The organism is Deinococcus fonticola (assembly GCF_004634215.1).
Classification (GTDB): Bacteria; Deinococcota; Deinococci; order Deinococcales; family Deinococcaceae; genus Deinococcus; species Deinococcus fonticola.
The window spans coordinates 16,028-38,353 of the sequence record NZ_SMMH01000021.1 but is presented as its reverse complement, the minus strand read 5'-3'; the positions used below and the strand labels follow the sequence as shown (position 1 = coordinate 38,353).

The following is a 22,326-nucleotide window of genomic DNA, read 5'->3' as shown; positions in this document are numbered from 1 at the left end:
AAGACCTCGACCACTGGTTTTGCTTCTTTCTGCTTGCCTCACATGATGCGCTGTCCGAGCAGGCTGGCGGCCATGCCCACCATGACTTCGGCCGTCTGGTTGAGGGTGTCCAGAATGGGGTTCACTTCCACGATGTCCATGCTGGTCACGCGCCCGGACTCGCACAGCAGTTCCATCAGCAGGTGGCCCTCACGGTACGTCAGGCCGCCGGGAACAGGCGTCCCCACGCCGGGGCAGACGGTGGGATCGAGGGCGTCCGCGTCGAAGGAGACGTGCAGGCGCTCGGTGCCCGAGAGGCGCTCCAGGGTTTCCTCGTAAATGCGGGTCATGCCCAGCTGATCGACATCCTTCATGGTGTAGGCCTTGATGCCCGCCTCACGCATCAGGTCACGCTCGCGCCCATCCACGCTGCGAATGCCGATCATCACGATGTCCTCGGGGCGCATGTGCCAGCCGCCGCCCAACCCGGCGAGTTGTGGGTCGCCCAGGCCGGTCAGGTGCGCCACCGGCATGCCGTGAATGTTGCCGCTGGGACTGCTTTGCGGCGTGTTGTAATCGGTGTGGGCGTCCACCCAGATCAGGCCCATCCGGGCGCCGCCGGGTTTTCCGCGCAGGGCGTTGCCGGTCACGGTGCCCATGCTGACGCTGTGATCCCCGCCCAGCGTCAGGGGAAACACGCCTTCGGGCAGGGCGGCCACGCGCTCGGCGGCACTTCGGCAGGCGTGCTGAATGGAATCCAGGAACACCAGACCGCCCGTTTCCAGTTTGTCCAGTGTCTCGGGAATGGCGACGTCCACGTCCCCCAGGTCGCTCACGGTGTGGCCCAGTTCACGCAATCGGGCGGCCAGGTGTGCGTTTCGCAGGGCCGACGGTCCCATGTCCACGCCGCGCCGCCCCGCTCCTAAATCCATGGGAATCCCCAGTACCGAAATCTGCATGCATAACAGCTTAAGGGCTGCCGGGCGTTATGCCTTGCGTGTGCAACATTATTTCATGGTCGCTTGTGCCTGGCGACAAAATGAATAATACAGCTGCATACTCATGCTCTGGTTCGGGGCTTCCTCCAAGTCTGCCCAAAAACCCCGCCACACCGGATGCTAAACTGAAGCCAATCCATGCTCAGAGCTGCCGCCCCCGTCGTCTTCGTCGTCTCGCGGGACACCGCCCGCGCGGTGTCCCTCAAAGACAGCCTGAAAAACACGGACGTGCAGCACATCCCCGACGCCGAAACGCTGCTGCGTGAAGCGCATGTCCAGCCGCCCCACGTGGCCCTGCTGTACACCGACACGCCCGGCGTTCCGCTGTGGGAAGTGCTGCCCATGCTGCGTCAACGCAGCGAACTGAGCGCCACCCAGTGGCTGGCCGTGGGCAGTCACGGCCTGGGCGAAATGCTCAGCGCGGGCGCGGACGCCCTGATCAGCGACACCACGCCGCTCCAGGCCCTCAGCTTGCAGGTGAACAACATGCTGGGCCGCGCGCAGCAGCACCACGACTACCAGGAGCGTGTGGCCCAACTGCAACGCAAGATGGACAACTGGGAACACGAGGAGCGCATCCGCGACCAGCTCGTTCACATGCTCGTCCACGACCTGAAAAACCCCATCGCCGCCGTCATGGGCCTCCTCGAAATCGTCGAGGACGACCACCGCGTCCCCGGCGACTCGCGCGAACTGATTACGGTGGCCCGCGACGAAGCGCAGCACCTGCTGCACCTCACCGTCAACATGCTGGACGTCCGCAAAATCCAGGCCGGAAAAATGAACCTGAAACGCGAACTGGTGTTCAGCCCCATGTTCAGCGAAATCATCGAACTGGCCCGGGGCGACGTCGGCAGCGGCCTGCGCGACCGCGAAGTGAGCGCCCAGGTCGCCCAGAACATGAGTCCCGTCAGCGCCGACCCGGAAATCCTGCGCCGCGTGATGGCCAATCTCCTGAGCAACGCCCTCAAGCACACCACCAGCGGCGGCACCATCAGCCTGAGCGTCCAGGTGGTCGGCGACCAGGTGCATGTCAGCGTCCGTGACAATGGCGAGGGCATCCCCGCCGAGGACATCCCCAATCTCTTCGCCGCCTTCGAACAGAGCCGCCTGACCCTGCACGGCCGCTTCGACACCGGCATGGGCCTGGCTTTTTGCAAAATGGCCATCGAAGAACACGGCGGCAGCATCTGGGTCGAATCCCAGCGCGGCAAAGGCAGCACCTTCACCTTCTCCCTGCCCTACGCCCAGGACAACGAGGAGGACGATTTCGCCGAACTGCTGGCGTAACTTCAGAGGTAGAGCGTGGGGTTCACGACCTACGATTCATGTTCCAGTATGGCCGGGGGCGGTGCGGTCAACGTCATTGCCTTCCCGCTGGCCGGGTGAGTGAATGTCAGCTTCCAGGCGTGCAGGTGATACCCCACGTCTCCCGGCAGTGCCTCCGGCAAGGGAGAACCGCCCGGCACATACAGCGGGTCACCCACCAGCGGCTGGCCGATGCTGGCCAGGTGAATGCGAATCTGATGCGGCCTTCCCGTGAAGATCTCCACCTCGAAAAGCGTCGAGTCCTGGCGGCGCTCCAGCACCCGCGCCACCGAACGGGCGGCCTTGCCCGCCGGACTCGCGGCGAACACCTCGCCCAGTTTCGCGTGAGGAACGGGGCCAATCGGGGTACGAATCTCGAAGACATCCTGCGCCGCCACGCCGGATGCCAGGGCCAGGTACACCTTCTGCACGCGCTGCGCCCGCCAGTCTGCCAGGAGTGCTGCTCCCGCCCGTGAAGTCAGCGAGCACAGCACCAGCCCCGACGTTCCCCGCCCCAGTCGGTGCAGGGGCGAGGCGGTCGGCCAGCGCCCACGCACCGCCGACAACAGGGTGTGGTTAAGGAACCCGCCCCCCGGCACCGTCGGCAGGCCCGCAGGTTTACTCACCGCCAGCAGATCCGCGTCCTCGAACAGCACCTCGAACGACAGGGGAACCGTCTCCTCCCGCCACGGTGGGCGATGCCACACCAGTTGCTGCCCCGCCCGCAGGCGCACGTTCGCCCGCAGCGAGCGTCCGTCCAGCTCGATTTCACCCGTTGCCAGCCGCGCCGCCCACACCTCCCGCGATGAATGCCGGAACTCACCCGACAGGAAATCCAGCACGTTCACGCCGCCCCGCTGAATATGCGAGGTGTAGGCGTAACCATCGTTCAACGTCACCTGCCCATCTTAAAGTGGACGGCTCCAGCTGCCGGAGAATGGCCCTGTTCACCCGTCCACCAGGCACCTACCCTCTCCCCATGTACCTGCCCGCCTACTTCCGCATGGACGACCACACCGAGCAACTCCGCTTCATGCGCGAAAACCCCTTTGCTACCCTGATTACCGCGCCGGACGGCGTTCCCTACGCCACGCACCTGCCCATTCTTATTCAGCCCGAAAACGACCGGCTTTATCTCCGCTCGCATCTGGCCCGGGCCAACAGGCAGTGGCAGCACTTTGGCGCCCAGCACGCTGGCAATCGGGAAGTTCTGGTCATCTTCCAGGGGCCACACGCCCCCATTCGCTCCACCTGGTACGACAGCAGCCCCACTGTCCCCACCTGGAACTACACTGCCATTCACGCCTACGGCCTGCCCCGCATCGTCGAAGGAGACAAAACCCACGACATCGCGTACGGTCTGGTCAAGGAGTTCGTGCCCGACATGGCCCCTATCCCCCAGGAGTACGAACAGCGCCAATTCAAGGCCATCGTCACCTTCGAGATAGAAGTCACGCGCCTGGAAGGCAAATACAAACTCAGCCAGAACAGGAACGCGCAGGATCAGGCGAACGTACGGGAATACCTCAGCCGCAGCGAGCGGCAGGAGGAAAGGCAAACCGCCGAGTACATGGCAAGGCTGAACAATGCTCCGCGTGACTGACGTTCGCTGATTCAGAGCAGGGCGGCTCTCCCCACGCGCGTCGTCTGGCCGGTGGGGTTGGGTTACACTCTCTGCTGATGTCAGGGCCGCAGTTTTATCCAGCAAAACCTCAACGTAGTCAGCCTCAGCCGGGGCACGTGTACGACGTGGCAGTGGTCGGGGCGGGGCTGGCCGGCGTGGAGCTGGCGTGGCGCCTGGCGCGGGCGGGCGCGGATGTGCTGCTGGTGTCTCAGGCGCTCGATCACCTGGGCAACCTGTACCAGCCGACGCTGACGGGAGTGGATTTTCCGGCGGGCAGCGTGTTCGCGCGGGTGGCCGAGCGGATTGCGCCGGAAGTGGACGGCCCTGTTGATGGTTGGGCGTTTCACCGCCACCTGAAGGCGGAAATCGAGGGCACGCCGGGCCTTCATCTGCTTCAGAGCACCGTGACGGAAGTGGACGAGGGCGAGGACGGTCTGGTGACGCTGTCCACCTGGGAAGGCCCGAAGTTGCAGGCGCGCTCAGGAGTGCTGGCGGTGGGGGCGTTCCTGAAAGGCCGCTTGCTGATGGGTGATTCGGTCGAGGAGGCGGGGCGCCTGTCGGAGGTGGCTTACGATTTCCTGGCGGACGACCTGTCGCGGGCAGTGCTGCTGGTGGGCGACGAGCAGGAGGCCCCGGCCGCCGATGGAGCGCCCGCGTACTCGGTGCGTTTCCTGACTCCGGCGCGGAGTGAATTGAATGGGTTTCGTCTGGGACGATTCGACCACGTTTATGCGGTGGGACGCTGCACGCCCGGAACACACACCTACACCAGCGTGCTGGAAGACGCCGCGCAGCTCGCGGACGAACTTCTTGCTGCCGGGGGGAACCCGTGACCGGGCCGCGCATTTTCCGCCTGTCGGACTTCCAGTTCCCGGATGCGGCGGCGCGGCTGTACCCGGACACGCCGGAGCGGCCCTGGGTGCTGGAAGTGGGCTTCGGGGACGGGCGCTTCTGGCCGCACCATGTTCAGCACAGTGCGCAGACCTTCGCGGAAGTCCCGAATTATCTGGGCGTGGAACTGTCGGGCGTGTCGCTCCTGAAAGCGCACCGCCGCCTGAAGAGTGCAGGAATCGGCAATGCCATTCTGTCGAAAATGCCCGCGGACGTGCTGGTGCGCGAGGTAATTCCCGAGGCCAGCCTGGACGCGATCATCGTGAACTTTCCGGATCCGTGGCCCAAGGCGGGGCACGAAGAACACCGCCTGCTGCGCGTCCCGTTCTTCGAGCTGGCCGCCAGCCGCCTGAAACCGGGCGGAAGCATCCTGTTCACCACGGACCACGACGAATACTTCGAGTTCGCATGCCGGGAAGCGCAGGCAAGCGGCGTCATGCAGGTGGAAACGGGCGACCCACCGCCCGCCGCGCTCGAAACGAAGTACGCCCTGAAGTGGCGTGACCTGGGCCTGGGTGTGAATCACGCCCGCTTCACGCCCACGCGCCAGACGGAAGTTCCACATGGTTCTACATTCCCCTACCCTGAAACGGAGAACGACGTGCCCCACGCCATTTTAACCCTGCCAACCGATTTCTCCCCCACTGATTTTCAGAAATACACTGCTCAGGGCAAAGGGCATACCGTTGTTCTGCTCGACCTGTACGCTAGCCTGCGCCGGGACGGCTGGGTGGCCCTGGCGCACGTCGTGGAGGGCGAATTGACGCAGGAAGTGCTGGTGGGCATTACGAACCGCGAGGACGGCAGCACCCTCGTCCGGCTGGCGAAGTTCGGCGGCCCGATCATCACGCCGGGCGTAAAAGCGGCGGTGGGCGCGGTCACGGACTGGCTGAAAAGCGAGGGCGCGAAGGTCACTCACCGGGGGTACTGATGATTCCTATCATCATGGAAGTGCCCACGCCTGATCCGCGCGTGCGGTGTTTCCGGTCTGCGCCGGAAGTGGACTGTTTCGCGGTGGTCACGGAGCGGTACGTGGTGGTCGTGGATACGTTCGGCACGCCGCAGGAAGCCGCGCAGATGATGGAATTGCTGCGGCCCGCGCTGCCGGAACGTCAACTGCTGGTGGTGAACACGCACGACCACTACGACCATGCCTGGGGCAACGCAGTTTTTGCGCCGGATCAGGCGTTCGCCGCGCCGATCATCGCCCACGCCCTGTCGCGTGACCCGGAGCGGCGCCTGGACAGCGCCCGGAAACTGGCCCACAAACAGGCCCAGGAACAGGCACAGGAACCCCAGCGCTTCGCAGACACCACTCTATTTTTCCCCACGCTGATGTTCACGCACGAGTTCGTGATCGACGGCGGCGACCTGACCCTGCACCTGCTGCCCGCGCCGGGCCACGCGCCCGATCAGGTGGCAGTGTGGATTCCGGAATTGCGCTTCCTGCTGGCGGCGGACGCGCTGGAATTCCCGTTTCCGCTGCTGAGTGACGCGGCGCAGTTGCCCGCCCTGCTGGGCAGCATTGAACGCCTGAAAACCCTGCAACCCGAGGTGATTCTCCCGTGCCACGGGGGGCTGCACGGCCCCGAGTTGCTGGACTGGAACACCCGCTATTACATCCGTTTGCAGGAGGGGCCTTTCTCCTTCGACGAGGTTCTGGCTGACCTGGGCGTTCCCGGCGTGCCGAACGAGACGTTTTACCGTGAGATGCACGCCGGGCACCAGAAGCTGTTTGCCGCCCGTGACGCCTGAATTCACGTTCACGACCGAGCCGATGGCCGTGATTCTGCCCCGGTTGCGGCAGGCGCTGGAACAGCACGGCAGCGTGGTTTTTCTTGCGCCCAATCCCGACACGGGTCTGGGCCGCTACGCGGGCGAGGTCACCGCCGCCGGCCTTCACCGCCCGCTGTCGGCGTGGGTCGACCTGGCCGACCTGCTGGAGACGCACCTCTGCACACCGGAAATCGTGTCTGACACGCAAATCAGGGTGCGCTTTCGGCAATACGCCCCCGTCCCCTCACCCGACGACTCGGGGTACGGCCCGGACGGCGACTGGGCGCGGGTGGACAAGCTGGAAGACCCGGTGTTTCTGCTGACTTTTGTGGAGGCGCTGCGGCGCGTGAACCCCCCGCCGGGCGGGCGCGTGCTGGCGCTGGGGGTGAACGCCGGACGCGAACTGGACGCGCTGAACATCGCCTTTCCGGAGCGGCCGTTCGAGGTGGTGGGCGTGGACATCGAGCCCGCCGCTCTGAAGGCGGCGAAACGCTGTCACCCGAACTGGCAATTCCGTGTGCTGGACGTGAACACCCTGCCTGACCCGGCGCTGGGGCAGTTCGACCTGATCGTCGCCCTGAGTCTGCTGCAAAGCCCCGGCGTGACCCAGGACGTGCTGCTCTCTAACCTTCGCAAGTATCACCTGCGGCCCACGGGCGGCCTGGTGCTGGGCTTCCCGAACGCCCGCTACCGGGACGGCCACCTGAGCTACGGCGCGCGCATGCGCAATTTTGCCCGCCCGGACTTCAGCCTGCTGATGGCCGATGTCACGAACGCCCGGCGCGGCCTACAAAAGCACGGCTTCAAGGTGTTCGTGACCGGCAAGTACGAGGTGCTGCTGACCGCCATTCCCGCCACGCTGAAAACGCCCGGGAACCTGGATCTAGAGGTGGGGTGAGCTGGTAGGCACAGCCTGACGGCCGGAGTCAGCCCGTCTGGCCGGATTCCTGCCGGGTCATGAGCTGCCAGAGGGTTTCGGGCTTCACGGGCAAGTCCGTGACCCGGACGCCCACCGCGTCCCGGATGGCGTTGGCGACGGCGGCCGCACCGGCAGTCATGGGGGGTTCACCGACCACGCGGGCACCGAAGGGGCCGTGCTCGGACGGGTGCTCGACGATCACGGCTTCCAGCGGGGGCAGGTCGTCGGCGCGTGGGAAGGTGTACTCCATGAAGTTCGGGTTGGTCAGTTGCCCGTCCGCGAACACCTGCCCCTCGTACAGCCCGATGCTCAACGCCTGAGCGCTGCCGCCGTGCATCTGGCCCTCGACCAGCAGCGGGTTCAGGGCAAACCCCACGTCCTGAATGGTCGCGGCTTCCAGCGGGGTGACGTGCCCGGTGTCCGGGTCGACGCGCACCTTCACCAGCTGGGCGATAAAGCCCGGCGCACCCGCTTTCAGGGCGGCGCGTCCCTCGGCCACGACCGGGCCGGGGCCGCCGGGCAGGCGCTGACCCATGCCCGCGAGTTGCCCGATGGAGACCGTCTTGCCAGGCACGCCCCGCAGGCTGGCGTGGCCCTCAGCGAGTTCGATGTCGTCGCGGTGCGTTTCGAAGTGGTGGGCGGCCAGGTCGAGCAGCTGGTTCTTGACCTGCTGAGTCGCGTCCAGCACTGCGCCCGAGAGGCTGATGGTGACCTGTGATCCGCCCGAGTTGGGGGCGTAAGGACCGCTGTCGGTGGTACCCTGCACGATCTCCACGCTGTCCGGGTCGACGTTCAGGGTCTCGGCGGCAATCAAGACCATGCTGCTGTGTACGCCGCTGATGTCCACGCTGCCCACGTGCAGCCGCACGGTGCCGTCGGTGTCCACGCGGCACACCGCCCCGGCCGGCGAGAACCCGCCCGGCCAGCCGCCCGCCGCCAGGCCCACGCCCTCGTTCAGGTTCTGGCCTCTGTCCTTCCAGAGGGAATGTCCTTGCGCGCGTTCCAGGCAGGCTTTCAACCCGATTTCGGGCCAGGGGCGGCCCGTTCCGGTGAGGTCGCCGCCCCCGGCCGCGTTCTGGAGGCGTAGTTCCAGCGGATCCTGACCCAGCGTGTGGGCCAGGTCGTCCACGGCCGATTCCAGCGCGAACAGGGCCTGCGGCACTCCGGGAGCGCGGTAGGCCCCCACCGGCGGGCGGTTGGTCAGCAGTTCGGTGCCGGTAATATGGACGTTCTCGCAGCGGTACAGGCCGCCGATCATGGTGGCGATGATGCCGGCGTGACCCGACACGAAGGCCCCGTTCTCGATGGTGGCGTCCACCGCCAGGCCCACCAGGTTGCCCTGGGCATCCGCGCCCAGCCGCAGCTCGATCTCGATTTCGGGAGTGGGGGTGGTGGTCTGCATGTCCTCGCTGCGGGTCAGCACCAGCCGGGCCGGGCGGCGCAGCTTCAGCGCCACCGCAGCCACCAGCGCGTCCACCAGCCCATACTTCGCGCCGAATCCCCCGCCGACCTTCAGGGGCACCACGTGGACGTTGCGCTCGGGCAGGTTCAGCGCCCCGGCCACCTCGCGGCGCACCACGTACTGGCCCTGCGTGCTGGTGTATACCGTCACCTCGCCCGCTTTCACGCCCGGCTGCGCGACCACCGCGTGCGGTTCCAGGTACGCCTGGTGAACACGCGACGTGCGGAAGGTGCGCTGGATAACGGTGTGTGCCTCTTGCAGGGCTTTCTCGGCGTCCCCACGCTTAAATTCCTGGCGCTGGTGAATGTTCGAGGGAGTCTGCTCGGCCTCCTCGCTGGCGCCGCCGCCGTGGAGGCTGGCCATGCTGGTGTCGGGGCGCGGCATGCCCTGCGGCCACACCAGCACCTCGTCCTGCAAGGCCTGCGCCGCGTCGTCCACGCTGTCCAGCGGCTGGTACTCGATGTCCAGCAGGGCCGCGCCGTCGGCCGCCTGCGCTTCGGTCTCCGCGACCACCACCGCCACGGGCTGCCCGGCGAACACCACCTCGTCTCCAGCCAGCAGCATGTTCGAGCGCGAGTGCGCGGGGCGCGGGCCGTTCAGATCGGCCCCGGTCAGCACCGCCACCACGCCCGGCACGGCCCGCGCCGCCTGCACGTCGATCCCGGCAATGCGGGCGTGCGGGTAGGGCGACAGCACGGGGCGCAGGTGCACCAGGCCCGGCAGGTTCAGGTCGGCGGGGTACTGCGCCTGCCCGGTGATTTTCTCCAGACCGTCGATGATTTTGCGGCGTTTGCCGAGGTGGGTGGGGCCGGATTGGGCTTGGTGTGTCACGCGAAACCTCCAGGCGAGAAATTGAGTGGACGCCCAGTGTAGCGCCCGCGCCTCAGTGTTGGATCAGACGCCGCGCCGCCACCCAGGGGATCAGAGACGCCAGCAGGTTCATGATCACCACGCAGGTCAGCGCCTGCTCCAGCGGGTGAATGCGCGTCACCAGGGCGCCGCTGATCCCGGCAGACAGCGCCACCATCAGCACCTCAATATTGGCCAGCTGGCTGGAAAGCTGCCCGGCCTGCGCGGGCGGGACGAGACTCATGGCGTGCAGGCTGTTGCTGTTGTAGGCCGTGCCCATGCCGATCCCGGCGATCAGGCCACCCAGGAAAATCACCGGGTAGGGCAGCACGCCGGTCATGCCCAGGCCGGTCAGGAGCAGGCCACCCGTGATGCCCAGCAGGCCGTAGCGGATGCGCGCAGGGCGCGAGGCCGGGCCGAAGGTCTTTTCCAGGTGGGCCTGAAGCCAGGCGCCCAGTGTCCAGCTCAGGCCGCCCACGCTGATGCTGAGGCCCACGACCGCCAGCGGCAGGTGATGTACCTCGCGCAGGCTCAGGGTCACGAAGGAGCTCTGGCCCATCAACGCGAACGCCGCGAAGCCGCGCAGGGCCAGCGAGGCCGGCAGACCGGGCCGCAGGCTCCACAGGCCACGGGGAAAGAGGGGCCGGGCGCTCAGCAGCAGGCCCACCAGGCCTGCCAGGGCGACCGGGATACCCAGCGCGTCGGGGCGCCGCAGGCCCTCGATCAGCGCGGTGAAGGCCACCATCAGGCCCAGCGTGGGCCACAGGATGCGTTTCTGGCTGCCGCCGGTCGCCAGAGGAGGCAGGCTTCTCAGCGGGTGCAGGCACAGGGGCGCGGCCAGCACCAGCAGCCCGACCAGGCTCCAGGGCACTGCGCGCCACGAGAACTGCGCGGTCAGCACACTGGCCAGCAGTGGGCCGACCAGGCCCGGCACCAGCCACATGCTGGACACTGCCGCCAGCATCCTGGCCTTCGCCTCGTCGCGGTATGCGGCGCTGATCACCACGAAGGGCAGGGCATTCAGGCCCCCCACCCCCACGCCCTCGATCAGGCGCCCGGCGATGACCACGGGCATGCTGGCGGCCAGCCCAAGCACCAGCAGCCCCAGGCCGAACAGCGCCAGGCTGAAGGCCGCGCCCCACGCCACGCCGCGCCGATCCGTCAGCAGGCCGGTCAGCATGGCGCCCAGCAGGCTGGCCAGCATAAAGGCGCTGGAGGCCCAGCCGTACAGCTGCAGGCCGCCCAGGTCGGCGGCGATGCGCGGCATAACCGTGCCCACCGCCGAGGACTCGAAAGCCACCACCAGAATGACCAGCAGCAGCCCGGCGGCCAGGGCCGGGGGCGGGCGGCTGATCAGGTGGGTAGCTGGGGGCGCGGTGGTCGGGGAAGTCACAGGCAACGGTCATCCTGTCATATCAGCAGGGGAGAGGTGAAGGCTTCTGCCTGTCTGGCGCAGCAGTTTATCGGCTGAACTAAGCGAGCTGTTGCAGGCTGCCTTGCAGGTTGTGCCGCGCCGGCTTCTCCAGGGCTATGAACTCCGGCGTGGTGTAAATCAGGTCGCGCTTCAGGAAGTGTTCCAGCACCTGCCGCCGCCCGGCGCGGTATTTGCCTTCCGGAACGTGAGCGTACTCCTGCCGAATGCCCGCCTCGTAAGCCTGAAAGTCCGCAGGCGCCGCGCCCAGGATGCTCAGATCCGCGTCCACCAGCAGTGCTTCCTGGCGCGAAGCTGGTGGAGAGGTGTGCCTGGTCGCCAGAATCAGTTGGCGCACGCTGAGGCAAAGGTTCTCCGAAGCGCCCTGCTGACGGAGCCATGCGCCGAACAGCTCAGCACTTTGCGCCTCGTTGTCGTTGCGGGCCGGGTCGTAGACCAGGTCGTGGCCCCACACCGCCAGCGCCAATGTCGGGGTCAGCACGTCGTGCCGGGCCAGCACCGAAAGCAGGTTCCGCACATGCCCGTCGTTGTGATACGCCCGCTCGGAGCGCTGGTAGTGCGGCAGCGCAAACGCCCGGACACCTTGCAGGAAACGCCACTGCTCGCCGGAGGATTCACCCACGCTCAGGTCGCTCATGGCCAAGTCTCTCATGCCAGGTCGCTCATGATTGAGGCCGGGGTTCAGCCCGCTGCGGCTGAGCGGCCACACTTTCGGCCAGGGGCAGCCGCACCCTTCACCTTGTGCGGCTATACCGGGGAGATGCCCACGTCCTGTTCAGCAACCACCTGACCGGCCAGCCCGCTCGGCTGCAACCCGTGAACGCCTCCCTGGGCGGTGTCCAAGGGGCCGCATGTGTCGCGGGACGTAACGCGGAAGGCCAGGCGGGGTTTTTGACCGCGTTCCAACAGCCCGGCGGGGGTGGGTCAGGCGCGGGATACTGGAGCGGTATGCTGAGGGGCGTTCCCCCTTCTCCCGCTCCACTCTGTTCTCCTTGCCTCAGGAGTCGTAAAGGAAGTCATGACTGAATTACCCGCTGTGCCGTCCACCCCCCACCCCCGCATCATTCAGGGGGGCATGGGGGTCGCTGTCTCGAACTGGGTGCTGGCGAATGCCGTGTCCCGCACTGGTGAACTGGGAGTGGTGTCCGGCACCGGCATCGACAACGTGCTGGTGCGCCGCCTTCAGGACGGTGACGAGGGCGGGCACACCCGCCGGGCGCTGGCGCAGTACCCCAACCAGGAGCGCGTGCAGGCCGCCCTGAAAAAGTACTTTCTGCCGGAAGGCCGCCAGGGCAAACCGTACAAGCGCGTGCCCATGCCCAGCCTCACCAGCCACCGCGAGTCGTGGGAACTGTCGATCATGGGCGCGTTCGTGGAAGTGTGGCTGGCCCGCGAGGGGCACAGCAACCCGGTGGGCGTGAACCTGCTCACCAAGTTGCAGCTGTTCAACCTGCCGTCGCTGTACGGCGCGGTGCTGGCGGGCGTGGATACGGTGATTATGGGCGCGGGCATCCCGCGTGAAATTCCCGGCGCGCTCGACGCCTTCGCGGCGGGGCAACCGGCCTCCATGCGGCTGGACGTCAAGGGCGACCCGCAGGGCGAAACGCCGGTCATCACGCTCGACCCCGCCGAGTACGGCCTGGCGGGCATTGCGGTGGGCCGCCCGAAGTTCTACCCGATCATCACGTCGCACGTGCTGGCCGGGGTGCTGCTCAAGAAGGCCAGTGGCGAGGTGCAGGGCTTCGTGATCGAGGGGCCGACCGCCGGGGGCCACAACGCCCCGCCGCGCGGTCAGGTCACCTACGATGAATTGGGCCAGCCCATCTATACCGAGCGCGATATCTGCGACCTCTCGGAGATGCGCAAGCTGGGCCTGCCGTTCTGGCTGGCGGGCGGCCAGGCCACCCCCGAGTCCCTGAGGGCCGCGGAAGCCGAGGGCGCGGCGGGCATTCAGGTGGGCACCCTCTTCGCCTTCTGCCAGGAGTCCGGCTTCCGCGCCGACTTCCGCGAGCGCGTGCAGGTCAAAGCGCAGCAGGAGCGCCTGAGCGTCTTTACCGACCCGCTCGCCTCGCCCACCGGGTTTCCGTTCAAGGTGGTGCAACTGCCCGACACCCTCAGCAACCCCGAAGTGTACGCCGCCCGTCAGCGCGTGTGCGACATCGGTTACCTGCGGGAAGCCTACTGGCAGGGCGGCAAGGTGGGCTGGCGCTGCGCCTCCGAGCCGGTCGACCAGTACGTGGCCAAGGGCGGCAAACCCGAGGACACGGTGGGCCGCAAGTGTCTGTGTAACGCCCTGATGTCCGACGCGGGCCTGGCCCAGATCCAGAAGAACGGCGACGTGGAAAAACCCCTGCTGACCAGCGGGGACGGCATCTTTGCCCTCTCGGACTGGAAGCTGGGGTACAGCGCCCACGACGTGATCGCTTACCTGCGCGGCGAATCCGGCACGCGCTGAGGCCGTGTGCCGAGCTGGCGGGCCGTTTCCTCGAACTGCAGATAGAAGCGGCCCGCCAGCAGCATCATCAGCAGCACCACCAGCGCCAGCGCCGCCAGTTGCCACAGCGACGGGTGGCTGGTCAACAGGCTATTGAACACGAAGTGCAGCAGCACGCTCGTGGTCAGGCCGCGCACCCGCCAGCCGCGCTCGCCCGTCCAGAACTTGCCGCCAAGCGCGTAGCCCTGCGGCGCACTGAAGAGGGCATGCGCCAGCGTGGCCACCAGCGCGTGCCAGTTGCCGGCATTGGTGCCGAAGCCCAGCACGTAGGTCAGGTTCTCGACCAGCGCGAATCCCAGCGCGGCGGTCACGGCGTACACCAGGCCGTCCATCGGTTCGTCGAAGCTGGGTTCGGTGGTGGCGGTGCTGGCCGCCACGAACTTGCTGACCTCCTCGATGATGGCGGTCAGCAGCGCCACCAGCAGCAGCGCCAGCGGCAGGTCACTGTTCAGGAGGCGGCCCAGGCTCGCCTCGAAGGCTGCCGCGACCAGCCAGGCGAACATGCCCCAGGCGAAGGTGCGGGCCAGCAGCCAGGCGGGTTCCGGGTGCCGGTCGCGCCGCACGAAGAACCACAGCCACCACCCCGTCACCACACCGGCCAGCAGCAGGGACAGGGACAGGGGCAGGGCCAGCACGGTCGTCAGGAACGCACCAGCGGCGCATTCATGCGGGCCTGCATGGGTGCGTGCGCCAGATGCGTCAGCGCCAGCGCCAGGGCGTCCGCCGCGTGGTTGTTGAACAGTTCCCGCACGCCCAGTTGCGCCTTGACCATGTAAATAATCTGTTCCTTGTCGGCGCGGCCCGTGCCTACCAGGGCTTTTTTCACCTGCATGGGGCCGTAGGCGAAAATGGGCACGCCCGCCTGGGCGCAGGCCAGTTGCACCACCCCGAACGCCTGCCCGACTTTGAAGGCCACGTCGGCCTGCCGCCGCAGAATCTGATCCTCGATGGCGACCGCCTCAGGCTGGTACTCGGCCAGCAGGCGCGACACTTCTCCGTGCAGGTACTGCAGGCGCCGGGGCATCAGCCAGGCGCTCTCGGTGGTCAGGCACACATGGTGCAGGTGCCGCGCTTTGCGGACGTCCCCCTCCACCAGTCCTAAACCCAGGTTCGCCAGTCCAGGGTCAATGCCAAGAACAATCATGAGAGAGAGTCTAAGGGTCTAAGTGCCTGAGAGTCTGAGAGACAGAAAAGGGCCACAGTGCCTCCCTGTAGCTCACACCCACAAAAAACCCTCTCCCAGGGGAGAGGGAGGAGGCCCCACCTGTCGGGGCCGGAGGGTGCGGGGTTACCGACGTGCCCTTGGGTCGAACGCATCCCGCAGGCCGTCGCCCAGGAAGTTGAAGGACAGCACGGTCAGCAGGATCGCCAGGCCGGGGTAGAAGGGAATCCAGGGGTATTGCAGCACCACTTCCTGCGCGTTGCTCAGCATGTTGCCCCAGGTGGAGACCGGGGGTTGAATGCCGAATCCCAGGAAACTCAGGGCCGCTTCGCCTAGGATTGCGCCGCCCACGTCGAAGGTGGCGCTCACGATGATGATGCCCAGGATGTTCGGCACCAGGTGACGGAACATGATGCGGGGGTTGCTGGCTCCCAGGGCGCGCGCGGCGTCCACGTACTCCAGGTTCTTCAGTTTCAGCACTTCACCGCGCACGAGCCTGGCGGTGCCCATCCAGCCGAACACAGAGAACACCGTGATGATGATGGCGACGCTGGCGCTTGGCCCCATGTTCTCGCGCAGGTTCGTGATGAAGGGCTTGTCGCTGCTCAGGAATAGGCCGGAAATCACGAGCTGGAGGGGCAGGCCGGGCAGGCTCAGCATGAACTCGATCAGGCGGCTGATGAAGGTGTCAGTGCGCCCGCCCAGGAAGCCCGCCAGCAGGCCCATAGTCGTGCCGACCAGTGAACTCATGAACGCCACCGCGAAGCCCACCGCCAGGCTGACCCGGCTGCCGTAAATGACGCGGGACAGCAGGTCACGGCCCAGTTCATCCTTGCCCAGGGGGTGATTGGCGCTGGGCGGGGCGTAAATGCCGCCCAAGTCCTGCGCGTTCGGGTCGTGCGGGGCCAGGGACGGCGCGAAAATTGCCATGAGTACCAGCAGAATAATGAAAGTCAGGGCGATCATGGCGGCCTTGTGGCGGCGCAGGCGGCGCATGGCGAGCTGGAAGGTGGAGTAACTTTTTTCCTTGTTCAGTTGAATGTCATTGTTGGCATTGGCAGTGGTCATGGTCGGGCCTCAGTTATAACGAATGCGCGGGTCAACGACGCTGTACATCAGGTCGGTCAGCAGTTGGAACACCACGGTCAGGAAGGCTAGGGTCATCAGGCACACCATGACCACGTTGAAGTCCTTGGACACCAGCGAGTCGAACAGTGCCCGGCCCACGCCCGGCCAGGAGAACACCGTCTCAGTCAGCACCGCCCCGCCGAACAGGCCCGGAATGGACAGGCCCAGCAGCGTGACAATGGGAATCAGGGAGTTCCGCAGCGCGTGCTTGTACAGCACCACCCGGTTCGGTAAGCCTTTGGCCTTGGCGGTTCGCACGAAATCCTGGTTGATGACCTCTAGGAAACTGGCGCGCATGTAACGCAAGGTGCCCGCGATTTGCAGCATGGACAGCACCGTGACGGGCAGGATCATGTACTTCAGGCGGTCGGCCCAGAAGGCCAGCACGCCGCTGTCTTCGGGGGTGATGCCGCTGCCCAGCCCGCCGGGCGGCAGGCCAATCGCGCCGTTCGTGATCTGCGGCATCCACACGGCCATCAGGTACATTGCCATGACACCCACCCAGAAGAGGGGCGCGCTGGAACCGATGAAGCTCAGGAAGGTCAGGATGTAATCCCAGATGCTGTACTGCCGGATGGCGGAGAAAATGCCCAGCGGAATGGCAATCAGGGTACTGATGATCAGGGCCGGAATGGTCAGCAGCAAGCTGTTCGGCAACCTCTGCTGGAATATGTATTGCGTGACCGGAATCGAGAAGTCGCGCGAGTACCCGAAGTCGCCGCGTAGGGCGCGCATCAGCCAGCCCCAGTATTTCTCGTACCAGGGGGTGTTCACGCCGTAAGCTTCTTTCAGGCGGGCAATGTCGTCCGGGGTGATGCGCGGGTTACCGAACACCAGTTGATCAATAGGATCACCGGGTTGCAGGGCGGTCAGGGCGTAGATCACGACGCTGATCAGGATCAGCAGGGGGATCATTTGCAGAATACGTCGCAGGGCGTAGGTTCCCATAGGTTTCCTCTCAGATGGTGGGGCTTCTTTATTTTGAACATCAATTGTAGGTCATGCCGTGCCGGAAAAGTGATGCTGGTTATGGGAACGGCTCAAAAGAAGCAGGAAGAGAAGGTAAAACGACCTTCTCTTCCTGCTTCGGTTAAGACTGGAGTGCCATCAAGTGAAAGGGAATTACTTCTGGGTGTGGGCGGACACGGCACCCTTGCTGGCCCAGCCCACGCGGTAGGCGTCCCAACTGGGGTAGAGGTTAAAGGCCGTGAAATCGTAGTTCACCAAACCCTTGACCTGGGTGTAGGGGTTGCTGCGGAAGTACAGCGGCAGGGAGGGGACATCGTTGGCCCACAAGGTCTGCATGCGGTCAAAGTTCTTGAGGCGCTGCGCGGCATCGAACTCGGTCTGTGAGGCCTTGTGCAGTTTGTCGTACTCGGCGTTGCTCCAGCCGGGGTTGTTCTGGCCCGAGTAACCGTTGGCCGAGGTGGGAATACCGTCGCTCTTGAACAGGTCACCTTCTTCAAAGACGGGGTTGGCGCTCCAGGCGTACATGGCCAGATCCCATTTGCCTTCAGCGCCCTTGCTGAGCATGTCAGGGCCGAAGAATACGCTGGCAGGGTAGTTCTGGATGTTCACCTGCACGCCTACAGCTTTCCACTGGGCTTGCAGGATCTGCTGCACGCGTTCACGCACGGCGTTGCCAGCGGTGGTGCTAAAGCTCAGGCTGAACTTCTTGCCATTCTTTTCCAGAATGCCGTCACTGCCGGGTTTCCAGCCAGCCGCAGCGAACAGGGCCTTGGCTTTGGCAGGGTCGAAGTTATAGACCTGCACGTTTTTCTTGTACACCGGGGAAAGCGGGTTAATGAAGACGTGGGAAACAGGTTGCTTGCTGTCAAACAGCGCCTTGGTAATGGCCGGGCGATCCATGGCGTACATCAGGGCCTGACGAATACGCGCATCATCCAGGTTCAGATCCTTGGCTTTCTGTCCACGGGTGTTCACATCAATGTGTTCCCAGGTGCCGCCAGGCACGAAGTACGTGATGAACTTGTTGCCCTGGCGTTTTTGCATGTCTAACCCCTGGTCAAAGGTCAGGCCCACAGTGGACAGCGCGTCCAACTGACCGGACAGCACATTGACTTTCAGGGTGTTGGTGTTGGGGATAAAGCGGTAGATCACAGTCTGAATGTACTTGCTCTCGCCGCCCTGGGGTTTGCGCCAGTAGTTGGTGTTGCGGGTCAGGGTCAGGCTGTTGCCCGCACGCCAGGAGGTGGGCTTAAAGGGACCAGCCACGACCTTAGGCAGGCCGCTGCTGGTCGTGAACTTGCCGATAAAGGCCGTCCACTTGTCGTTCAGCGCCTCGCCGGGCTTCATGCCCTTGGTGTCCTTGTCAAAAGCGTCCCAGGCGGCTTTCATGGCCTTGGAGGGAGCAATGCCTGGGGCACCGGCCAGTTCAGCAAACAGGTAAGGCGGGTTGAAGGTCAGGGTGAAGGTTTTGTCGTCTTTCTTGGTCAGCTTGGCGTTGTCGTAGGGGTAACGGTCGGGTACAGGCACGCGCTCGTCATTCTGAACTTTAAGCCAGAACTCAACGTCAGCCACCGTAATGGGAGTGCCGTCGCTCCACTTGGCATTCGGGCGGATGGTGTAGGTGAGGCTGTTGCTGGTCACTTTGCCCTGGGCGTTCTTGGTGAGTTTGTACCCGCCGTTGGCCAGGGTGGGCACCTGAGTGGCGATATCGGCGTAGGGTTTCCCGTCGTTATCCAGGCCAATGAACCCCGCGCTGGTCCACTGGTTGATTTCGCTGGAGATCACCAGGTTATTGGTGTTCCAGGGGTCATTAATGTTTGGTGGTTCCTGGCTGGTGCCAATCACGAGGCTGTTGTTGGCGGGCCCCGCCACGGCAGCGCCGAGCAGGAATGCGGAAAGGGCAAGCATCTTCTTCATGGGTGTCCTCCGGAAGGTGGTCAACAATCGACCAGTTACGTTGAATAATCAAGGCAGTATAAAGCGCGTCCCTGGCGTGTCAAGACAAACCGTCATTGTGAACAGCCGGCGTGCATGACTTCGGGACGCTTCCAATGTAGTGGCGGAAGATGAGCCAAAAGGACAGGAACCTGACGCGGGCATTGAACAAGTGGGGGTATGAACCGGCCTACCACCATAGAAAACAGGGAAGCCCCAGCACCGGACTTCCCTCACAGGGAACAGGGCCAGGAAACTCAGGCGCTGCTGCAGCCCCCGCTGCCTTCTCCGTCGGGGCTCTGGGCACCGTCGGTGCGGAAGGAGTGGCCGCAGCCGCAATTGGAGGTGGCGTTCGGGTTATGAACGGTAAAGCCGCCGCCCATCATGTTCTCTACGAAGTCCACTTCACTGCCGCGCAGCAGTGACAGGCTCATCTGGTCGACCAGCAGCTTGATGCCCCGGTCGATCACGATGGTGTCGCCTTCCAGTTCGCGGTCGTCGATGGCCATGCCGTACTGGTAGCCGCTGCACCCGCCGCTTTTGATGAACACGCGAACCCCGGCATTTTCCTTGCCACTGCTGGCCAGAATACCCTGGGCTTTCTGAGCGCCGAACTCACTGATGGTGATTTCCTTGACGGGCGTACTGCCCTGCATTTCGGAGAGGATACCTGCAGTCATGCGTGAAGCGTAACACTTTTGGGCCAATAGAATCGTGCATAAAAAGCAAAGCTGTCTGATCCTGCCACTCATATACCTTGAGTGTGGTCATGTTAAGATTCTGTCATGACGCAGTCGCCCTCCCGTAACCCGTACGCCGAGTGGTTCGAGGAACTCCGCAAACAGCACGGCGAACAGCTCAAGGCCATGCCCCTGCCCGATGGTCTTCCCGAGCACCTGCACCAGCTCGTCTTGCAAGGCGACGAAGAAGCTATTCAATTCATGCTGAAACTCGCCTGGCAGTTCGGCGCTCAGGTCGGCTACGCCGCCGGAGCCAAACAGGGCAGTGATGTGCCGGTCAGCCGCCCCAGCAGCGCCGTCCAGGCCTGAAGTTCACTCAGGCTCAGCTACCGCCCACCCAGGGCGGTTTTTTAATGGCTACCAGAGCGGGGTCTGGCCCAGCACCCCACTGTCGGCTCACTATCCAGCAGGCCACGCGCGGCCAGTTCATTCAGCACCACCTGGGCAAAAGGACGCACCACCTCTTCAGGGGAGGCGGCCATGTTCAGGGCGCTCAGGTTCAGTTGCCGCGCTTCGTGGGCCAGATCGGCTGCCAGAGTATCCACTCGCCCAGCATAAAGAAAAACTGCCCCGGCTGAGGCTGGGGCAGTTTTCTTGTCTGTCTGTGCTCAGTCGTGGCTGTGGGCACCCTGACTGGGGACGCTGTGACTGGGCAGTTCGGCATGGGCCGCACGTTCACGCTCGTCCGCCTCGCGCAGGCGAGCGATACCACGCACGATCGCCATGGTGGCAAAGTAAGCCACGGCAGGCACTAGGAACACCAGAATCCACAGCACCGCGTTGGCCGACTCGGACTTCAGCACCCCGGCGCTGATCAGGTCGGGTTTGTACCCGGCCAGCGAGAGGATCAGCATGAACGCCAGGAATGCCACGCCCGCCGCCAGCCGCACCGGGTGGTTGGTGGGGTTCTCGGCGTAGTACATGTTCTCCTTGCTGCGATCCAGCAGGGGCACCAGGAACAGCAGGCCCAGCGGAATGGCCGGGAACAGCATGGCCCCCGTGAACTCGGAACCGATGATGCCGCCCAGCACGTGGAACTCGAAGCTGGGGATGATCGCCAGTGCGCCGAACACCCACAGCAGGTACCAGTCGGGCTTGATGTTGTTAATAGGCGTGGTGGAAGGCGGCCCGAAGTACTCGACCGGGTGAACGGGCACGAAAGCGCTGAACAGCATGACCAGCCCGGCGAACACCAGCAGCAGCAGGATCATGATGGGCGTCTGTTGCGTCATCAGCGGCACACCCACGATCTTCTTGTACGCGAGGCGCTTGGCGTACTGAGGCTGGGTGTGCTTCTGCTTGATCATGATCAGCATGTGCGCCCCCACCGTGGCCAGCAGGATCATGGGCAGCAGCATGATGTGATACCCGTAAATACGCGGAATGATGCCGTCACCGGGGAAGTTCCCGGCGAACGCCGCCTGCGCCAGCCACGGCCCGACCCACGGCACCGAAGCGGTGATGCCGTACACGACCTTCACGGTATTGTAAGCGTAGTTGTCGTAAGGCAGGATGTAACCCGTGATGGCGGTCAATGCCGCGAAAATCATGGCGAGCAGACCGATCCACCAGTTGATCTCGCGGGGTTTTTTAAAGGCCCCCGTGAAGTAGATGCGCATCATGTGAATGACCGAGGCGGCCACCATGATGTTCGCGCACCAGTGGTGAATCCGGCGCAGCAAATCCCCGAACGGCATGGCGTTGATTTTCAGGGTGGAGTGGTACGCCGCTGGGAGCAGGTTCGGGGCATCTGCCGTGCCGGGGTCAAAGCTGTTCACGACCATGGCATTGCTGGGTTCGTAAGACAGCGCCAGCAGAATGCCCGTGAGGATCAGGATCACCAGGCTGAACAGCGTGATTTCACCCAGGAAGAAACTGTGGTGAACCGGGAAGGCTTTACGCAGGAACTTATCGTTCAGGCGTGACAGGTGCAAGCGATCATCGAGCCACTGGTTCATGCGAGGGCGTCCTCCACTGCTTTCTTACGGGCTTCCCACTCGGCCTCCGTGAACGGGTACGGGTGACCCAGGAAGAAGTCCGTGACCACGATCTTGTCCCCCTCCAGCTTGATGGGCAATTGCGCCAGGCCGCGCGGGGGCGGGCCGCCCGTCACTTTCCCACCTTCACGCGGGGAGTATTTGCCGGAGTGGCAGGGGCAGTTCAGGTGACCGGCCTTCAGGTCGTCGTTCGCCACCGAGCAGCCAGCGTGCGTGCAGATGTCGCTGTACGCCACCACTTCACCGTCGATGGTGGCTTCCAGATTGGTAGGGGCCACGATCTGCCCTTTCGGGAACTTGAACAGGCCCAGGATGTTGTTCGGGTCGCCCTTACGCACCACCGGGTTACCGTCCTTGTCCTTGCCCTGTGGCCAGGCACGGGTGATCTTGTCGCTCAGGTCGGCCACACTCACAGGTTGCCCGGCCTTGGCGCCCTCGGCGTGAATCAGCATGTCGCCCTTGTAAGGGGGCATCTTGTCACGGGTCAGGCGGAACACGGGGTTCGCGCCGCCCAGGGCACTGACCAGGGCCAGGCCGCCCACCGCTGCGGACGCACCGAAGGCCGTGTTGATGAACTTACGGCGCGTTATTTCCGGGTCTTCTCTCTTGTAACGGGTCATCGTTTAACGGTCTCCTGTATAGCGTTGTAAAGGTTCGGGTGCG

22 protein-coding genes are annotated in these 22,326 nt (G+C 64.7%); 8 read left to right on the top strand and 14 right to left on the bottom strand.

The window, feature by feature from the left end:
• Positions 1-38 precede the first annotated feature (38 nt).
• The gene (gene rocF, locus E5Z01_RS12780; RefSeq protein WP_135229716.1) at positions 39-938 is read right to left on the bottom strand and encodes an arginase; all 900 of its coding nucleotides are present in this window, start codon (positions 936-938) and stop codon (positions 39-41) included.
• A gap of 177 nt (positions 939-1,115) precedes the next feature.
• Here rocF and E5Z01_RS12775 point away from each other — a divergent pair, with 177 nt between their 5' ends.
• Positions 1,116-2,267 (top strand): sensor histidine kinase, encoded by a 1,152-nt coding sequence (locus E5Z01_RS12775; RefSeq protein WP_135229715.1) that lies wholly within the window; start codon positions 1,116-1,118, stop codon positions 2,265-2,267.
• A gap of 29 nt (positions 2,268-2,296) precedes the next feature.
• Here the strand turns inward: E5Z01_RS12775 and E5Z01_RS12770 are convergent, their stop codons facing one another.
• Positions 2,297-3,184 carry an RluA family pseudouridine synthase gene (locus E5Z01_RS12770; protein ID WP_135229714.1) on the bottom strand — a complete coding sequence of 296 codons (888 nt, stop codon included), beginning with the start codon at positions 3,182-3,184 and terminating at the stop codon, positions 2,297-2,299.
• Positions 3,185-3,264: 80 nt separating this feature from the next.
• On the opposite strand from E5Z01_RS12770, the gene E5Z01_RS12765 reads away from it, so the two are divergent.
• From E5Z01_RS12765 to E5Z01_RS12745, 5 genes are all read left to right on the top strand, one after another.
• The gene (locus tag E5Z01_RS12765) at positions 3,265-3,888 is read left to right on the top strand and encodes an FMN-binding negative transcriptional regulator (protein ID WP_135229713.1); all 624 of its coding nucleotides are present in this window, start codon (positions 3,265-3,267) and stop codon (positions 3,886-3,888) included.
• 77 nt (positions 3,889-3,965) lie between these two features.
• Positions 3,966-4,742, top strand: coding sequence for an FAD-dependent oxidoreductase (locus tag E5Z01_RS12760; protein ID WP_135229712.1), 777 nt, complete (start codon positions 3,966-3,968; stop codon positions 4,740-4,742).
• The gene (gene trmB, locus E5Z01_RS12755; RefSeq protein ID WP_240738397.1) at positions 4,739-5,731 is read left to right on the top strand and encodes a tRNA (guanine(46)-N(7))-methyltransferase TrmB; all 993 of its coding nucleotides are present in this window, start codon (positions 4,739-4,741) and stop codon (positions 5,729-5,731) included. Before E5Z01_RS12760 ends, trmB begins: the two co-directional genes overlap by 4 nt.
• On the top strand, positions 5,731-6,555 hold the full coding sequence (locus tag E5Z01_RS12750; protein WP_135229711.1) for an MBL fold metallo-hydrolase: 825 nt from the start codon (positions 5,731-5,733) through the stop codon (positions 6,553-6,555). The genes trmB and E5Z01_RS12750 overlap by 1 nt, the downstream gene beginning before the upstream one ends.
• The gene (locus E5Z01_RS12745) at positions 6,545-7,474 is read left to right on the top strand and encodes a class I SAM-dependent methyltransferase (RefSeq protein ID WP_240738393.1); all 930 of its coding nucleotides are present in this window, start codon (positions 6,545-6,547) and stop codon (positions 7,472-7,474) included. Before E5Z01_RS12750 ends, E5Z01_RS12745 begins: the two co-directional genes overlap by 11 nt.
• A 28-nt stretch (positions 7,475-7,502) precedes the next feature.
• Here E5Z01_RS12745 and E5Z01_RS12740 read toward each other — a convergent pair whose 3' ends face one another.
• The 3 genes from E5Z01_RS12740 to E5Z01_RS12730 all read right to left on the bottom strand — a co-directional run bounded on the left by E5Z01_RS12740 (position 7,503) and on the right by E5Z01_RS12730 (position 11,890).
• Positions 7,503-9,788: a xanthine dehydrogenase family protein molybdopterin-binding subunit gene (locus E5Z01_RS12740; RefSeq protein ID WP_135229710.1), complete on the bottom strand. Its 2,286-nt coding sequence runs from the start codon at positions 9,786-9,788 to the stop codon at positions 7,503-7,505.
• A gap of 52 nt (positions 9,789-9,840) precedes the next feature.
• Positions 9,841-11,199: an MFS transporter gene (locus E5Z01_RS12735; protein WP_240738391.1), complete on the bottom strand. Its 1,359-nt coding sequence runs from the start codon at positions 11,197-11,199 to the stop codon at positions 9,841-9,843.
• Between the two features lie 79 nt (positions 11,200-11,278).
• Positions 11,279-11,890: an HD domain-containing protein gene (locus tag E5Z01_RS12730; RefSeq protein WP_240738390.1), complete on the bottom strand. Its 612-nt coding sequence runs from the start codon at positions 11,888-11,890 to the stop codon at positions 11,279-11,281.
• A gap of 366 nt (positions 11,891-12,256) precedes the next feature.
• Between E5Z01_RS12730 and E5Z01_RS12725 the strand changes: the two genes are divergently transcribed.
• Entirely contained in the window at positions 12,257-13,693 is a 1,437-nt protein-coding gene (locus tag E5Z01_RS12725; RefSeq protein WP_240738388.1) for a nitronate monooxygenase, read from the top strand.
• Here E5Z01_RS12725 and E5Z01_RS12720 read toward each other — a convergent pair.
• The 6 genes from E5Z01_RS12720 to E5Z01_RS12695 all read right to left on the bottom strand — a co-directional run bounded on the left by E5Z01_RS12720 (position 13,663) and on the right by E5Z01_RS12695 (position 19,606).
• On the bottom strand, positions 13,663-14,367 hold the full coding sequence (locus tag E5Z01_RS12720; protein WP_420810847.1) for a PrsW family intramembrane metalloprotease: 705 nt from the start codon (positions 14,365-14,367) through the stop codon (positions 13,663-13,665). The two genes, E5Z01_RS12725 and E5Z01_RS12720, sit on opposite strands and share 31 nt — an antisense overlap.
• Before the next feature lie 5 nt (positions 14,368-14,372).
• Positions 14,373-14,876: a crossover junction endodeoxyribonuclease RuvC gene (ruvC, locus tag E5Z01_RS12715; protein WP_135229708.1), complete on the bottom strand. Its 504-nt coding sequence runs from the start codon at positions 14,874-14,876 to the stop codon at positions 14,373-14,375.
• Positions 14,877-15,020: 144 nt separating this feature from the next.
• A complete protein-coding gene (locus E5Z01_RS12710) occupies positions 15,021-15,962 on the bottom strand; it encodes an ABC transporter permease (protein ID WP_135229707.1) in 942 nt (313 codons plus the stop codon).
• Positions 15,963-15,971: 9 nt separating this feature from the next.
• Positions 15,972-16,970: an ABC transporter permease gene (locus E5Z01_RS12705; protein ID WP_135229706.1), complete on the bottom strand. Its 999-nt coding sequence runs from the start codon at positions 16,968-16,970 to the stop codon at positions 15,972-15,974.
• A 174-nt stretch (positions 16,971-17,144) separates the two neighbouring features.
• Positions 17,145-18,908, bottom strand: coding sequence for a peptide ABC transporter substrate-binding protein (locus E5Z01_RS12700; protein WP_135229705.1), 1,764 nt, complete (start codon positions 18,906-18,908; stop codon positions 17,145-17,147).
• 275 nt (positions 18,909-19,183) lie between these two features.
• Positions 19,184-19,606: a HesB/IscA family protein gene (locus tag E5Z01_RS12695; protein WP_119763839.1), complete on the bottom strand. Its 423-nt coding sequence runs from the start codon at positions 19,604-19,606 to the stop codon at positions 19,184-19,186.
• A 105-nt stretch (positions 19,607-19,711) separates the two neighbouring features.
• On the opposite strand from E5Z01_RS12695, the gene E5Z01_RS12690 reads away from it, so the two are divergent.
• Positions 19,712-19,975 (top strand): DdrH, encoded by a 264-nt coding sequence (locus E5Z01_RS12690; protein WP_135229704.1) that lies wholly within the window; start codon positions 19,712-19,714, stop codon positions 19,973-19,975.
• 41 nt (positions 19,976-20,016) lie between these two features.
• Here the strand turns inward: E5Z01_RS12690 and E5Z01_RS12685 are convergent, their stop codons facing one another.
• The 3 genes from E5Z01_RS12685 to E5Z01_RS12675 form a co-directional block, all read right to left on the bottom strand.
• Positions 20,017-20,211: a hypothetical protein gene (locus E5Z01_RS12685; protein WP_135229703.1), complete on the bottom strand. Its 195-nt coding sequence runs from the start codon at positions 20,209-20,211 to the stop codon at positions 20,017-20,019.
• 63 nt (positions 20,212-20,274) lie between these two features.
• Complete coding sequence (locus E5Z01_RS12680) at positions 20,275-21,624, bottom strand: cytochrome b (protein ID WP_135229702.1); 1,350 nt, start codon at positions 21,622-21,624, stop codon at positions 20,275-20,277.
• Positions 21,621-22,283, bottom strand: coding sequence for a QcrA and Rieske domain-containing protein (locus E5Z01_RS12675; protein WP_135229701.1), 663 nt, complete (start codon positions 22,281-22,283; stop codon positions 21,621-21,623). Before E5Z01_RS12675 ends, E5Z01_RS12680 begins: the two co-directional genes overlap by 4 nt.
• Between the last annotated feature and the right edge of the window lie 43 nt (positions 22,284-22,326).

Excerpts from the sequence above, each read along its gene's own strand:
- E5Z01_RS12765 (WP_135229713.1), top strand. The coding sequence starts at position 3,265 with ATGTACCTGCCCGCCTACTTCCGCATGGACGACCACACCGAGCAACTC.
- E5Z01_RS12700 (WP_135229705.1), bottom strand. The coding sequence starts at position 18,908 with ATGAAGAAGATGCTTGCCCTTTCCGCATTCCTGCTCGGCGCTGCCGTG.
- E5Z01_RS12775 (WP_135229715.1), top strand. The coding sequence starts at position 1,116 with ATGCTCAGAGCTGCCGCCCCCGTCGTCTTCGTCGTCTCGCGGGACACC.
- E5Z01_RS12695 (WP_119763839.1), bottom strand. The coding sequence starts at position 19,606 with ATGACTGCAGGTATCCTCTCCGAAATGCAGGGCAGTACGCCCGTCAAG.
- E5Z01_RS12705 (WP_135229706.1), bottom strand. The coding sequence starts at position 16,970 with ATGGGAACCTACGCCCTGCGACGTATTCTGCAAATGATCCCCCTGCTG.
- E5Z01_RS12750 (WP_135229711.1), top strand. The coding sequence starts at position 5,731 with ATGATTCCTATCATCATGGAAGTGCCCACGCCTGATCCGCGCGTGCGG.
- ruvC (WP_135229708.1), bottom strand. The coding sequence starts at position 14,876 with ATGATTGTTCTTGGCATTGACCCTGGACTGGCGAACCTGGGTTTAGGA.
- E5Z01_RS12725 (WP_240738388.1), top strand. The coding sequence starts at position 12,257 with ATGACTGAATTACCCGCTGTGCCGTCCACCCCCCACCCCCGCATCATT.
- E5Z01_RS12710 (WP_135229707.1), bottom strand. The coding sequence starts at position 15,962 with ATGACCACTGCCAATGCCAACAATGACATTCAACTGAACAAGGAAAAA.
- E5Z01_RS12690 (WP_135229704.1), top strand. The coding sequence starts at position 19,712 with ATGACGCAGTCGCCCTCCCGTAACCCGTACGCCGAGTGGTTCGAGGAA.
- E5Z01_RS12675 (WP_135229701.1), bottom strand. The coding sequence starts at position 22,283 with ATGACCCGTTACAAGAGAGAAGACCCGGAAATAACGCGCCGTAAGTTC.
- E5Z01_RS12760 (WP_135229712.1), top strand. The coding sequence starts at position 3,966 with ATGTCAGGGCCGCAGTTTTATCCAGCAAAACCTCAACGTAGTCAGCCT.
- E5Z01_RS12680 (WP_135229702.1), bottom strand. The coding sequence starts at position 21,624 with ATGAACCAGTGGCTCGATGATCGCTTGCACCTGTCACGCCTGAACGAT.
- E5Z01_RS12730 (WP_240738390.1), bottom strand. The coding sequence starts at position 11,890 with ATGAGAGACTTGGCCATGAGCGACCTGAGCGTGGGTGAATCCTCCGGC.
- rocF (WP_135229716.1), bottom strand. The coding sequence starts at position 938 with ATGCAGATTTCGGTACTGGGGATTCCCATGGATTTAGGAGCGGGGCGG.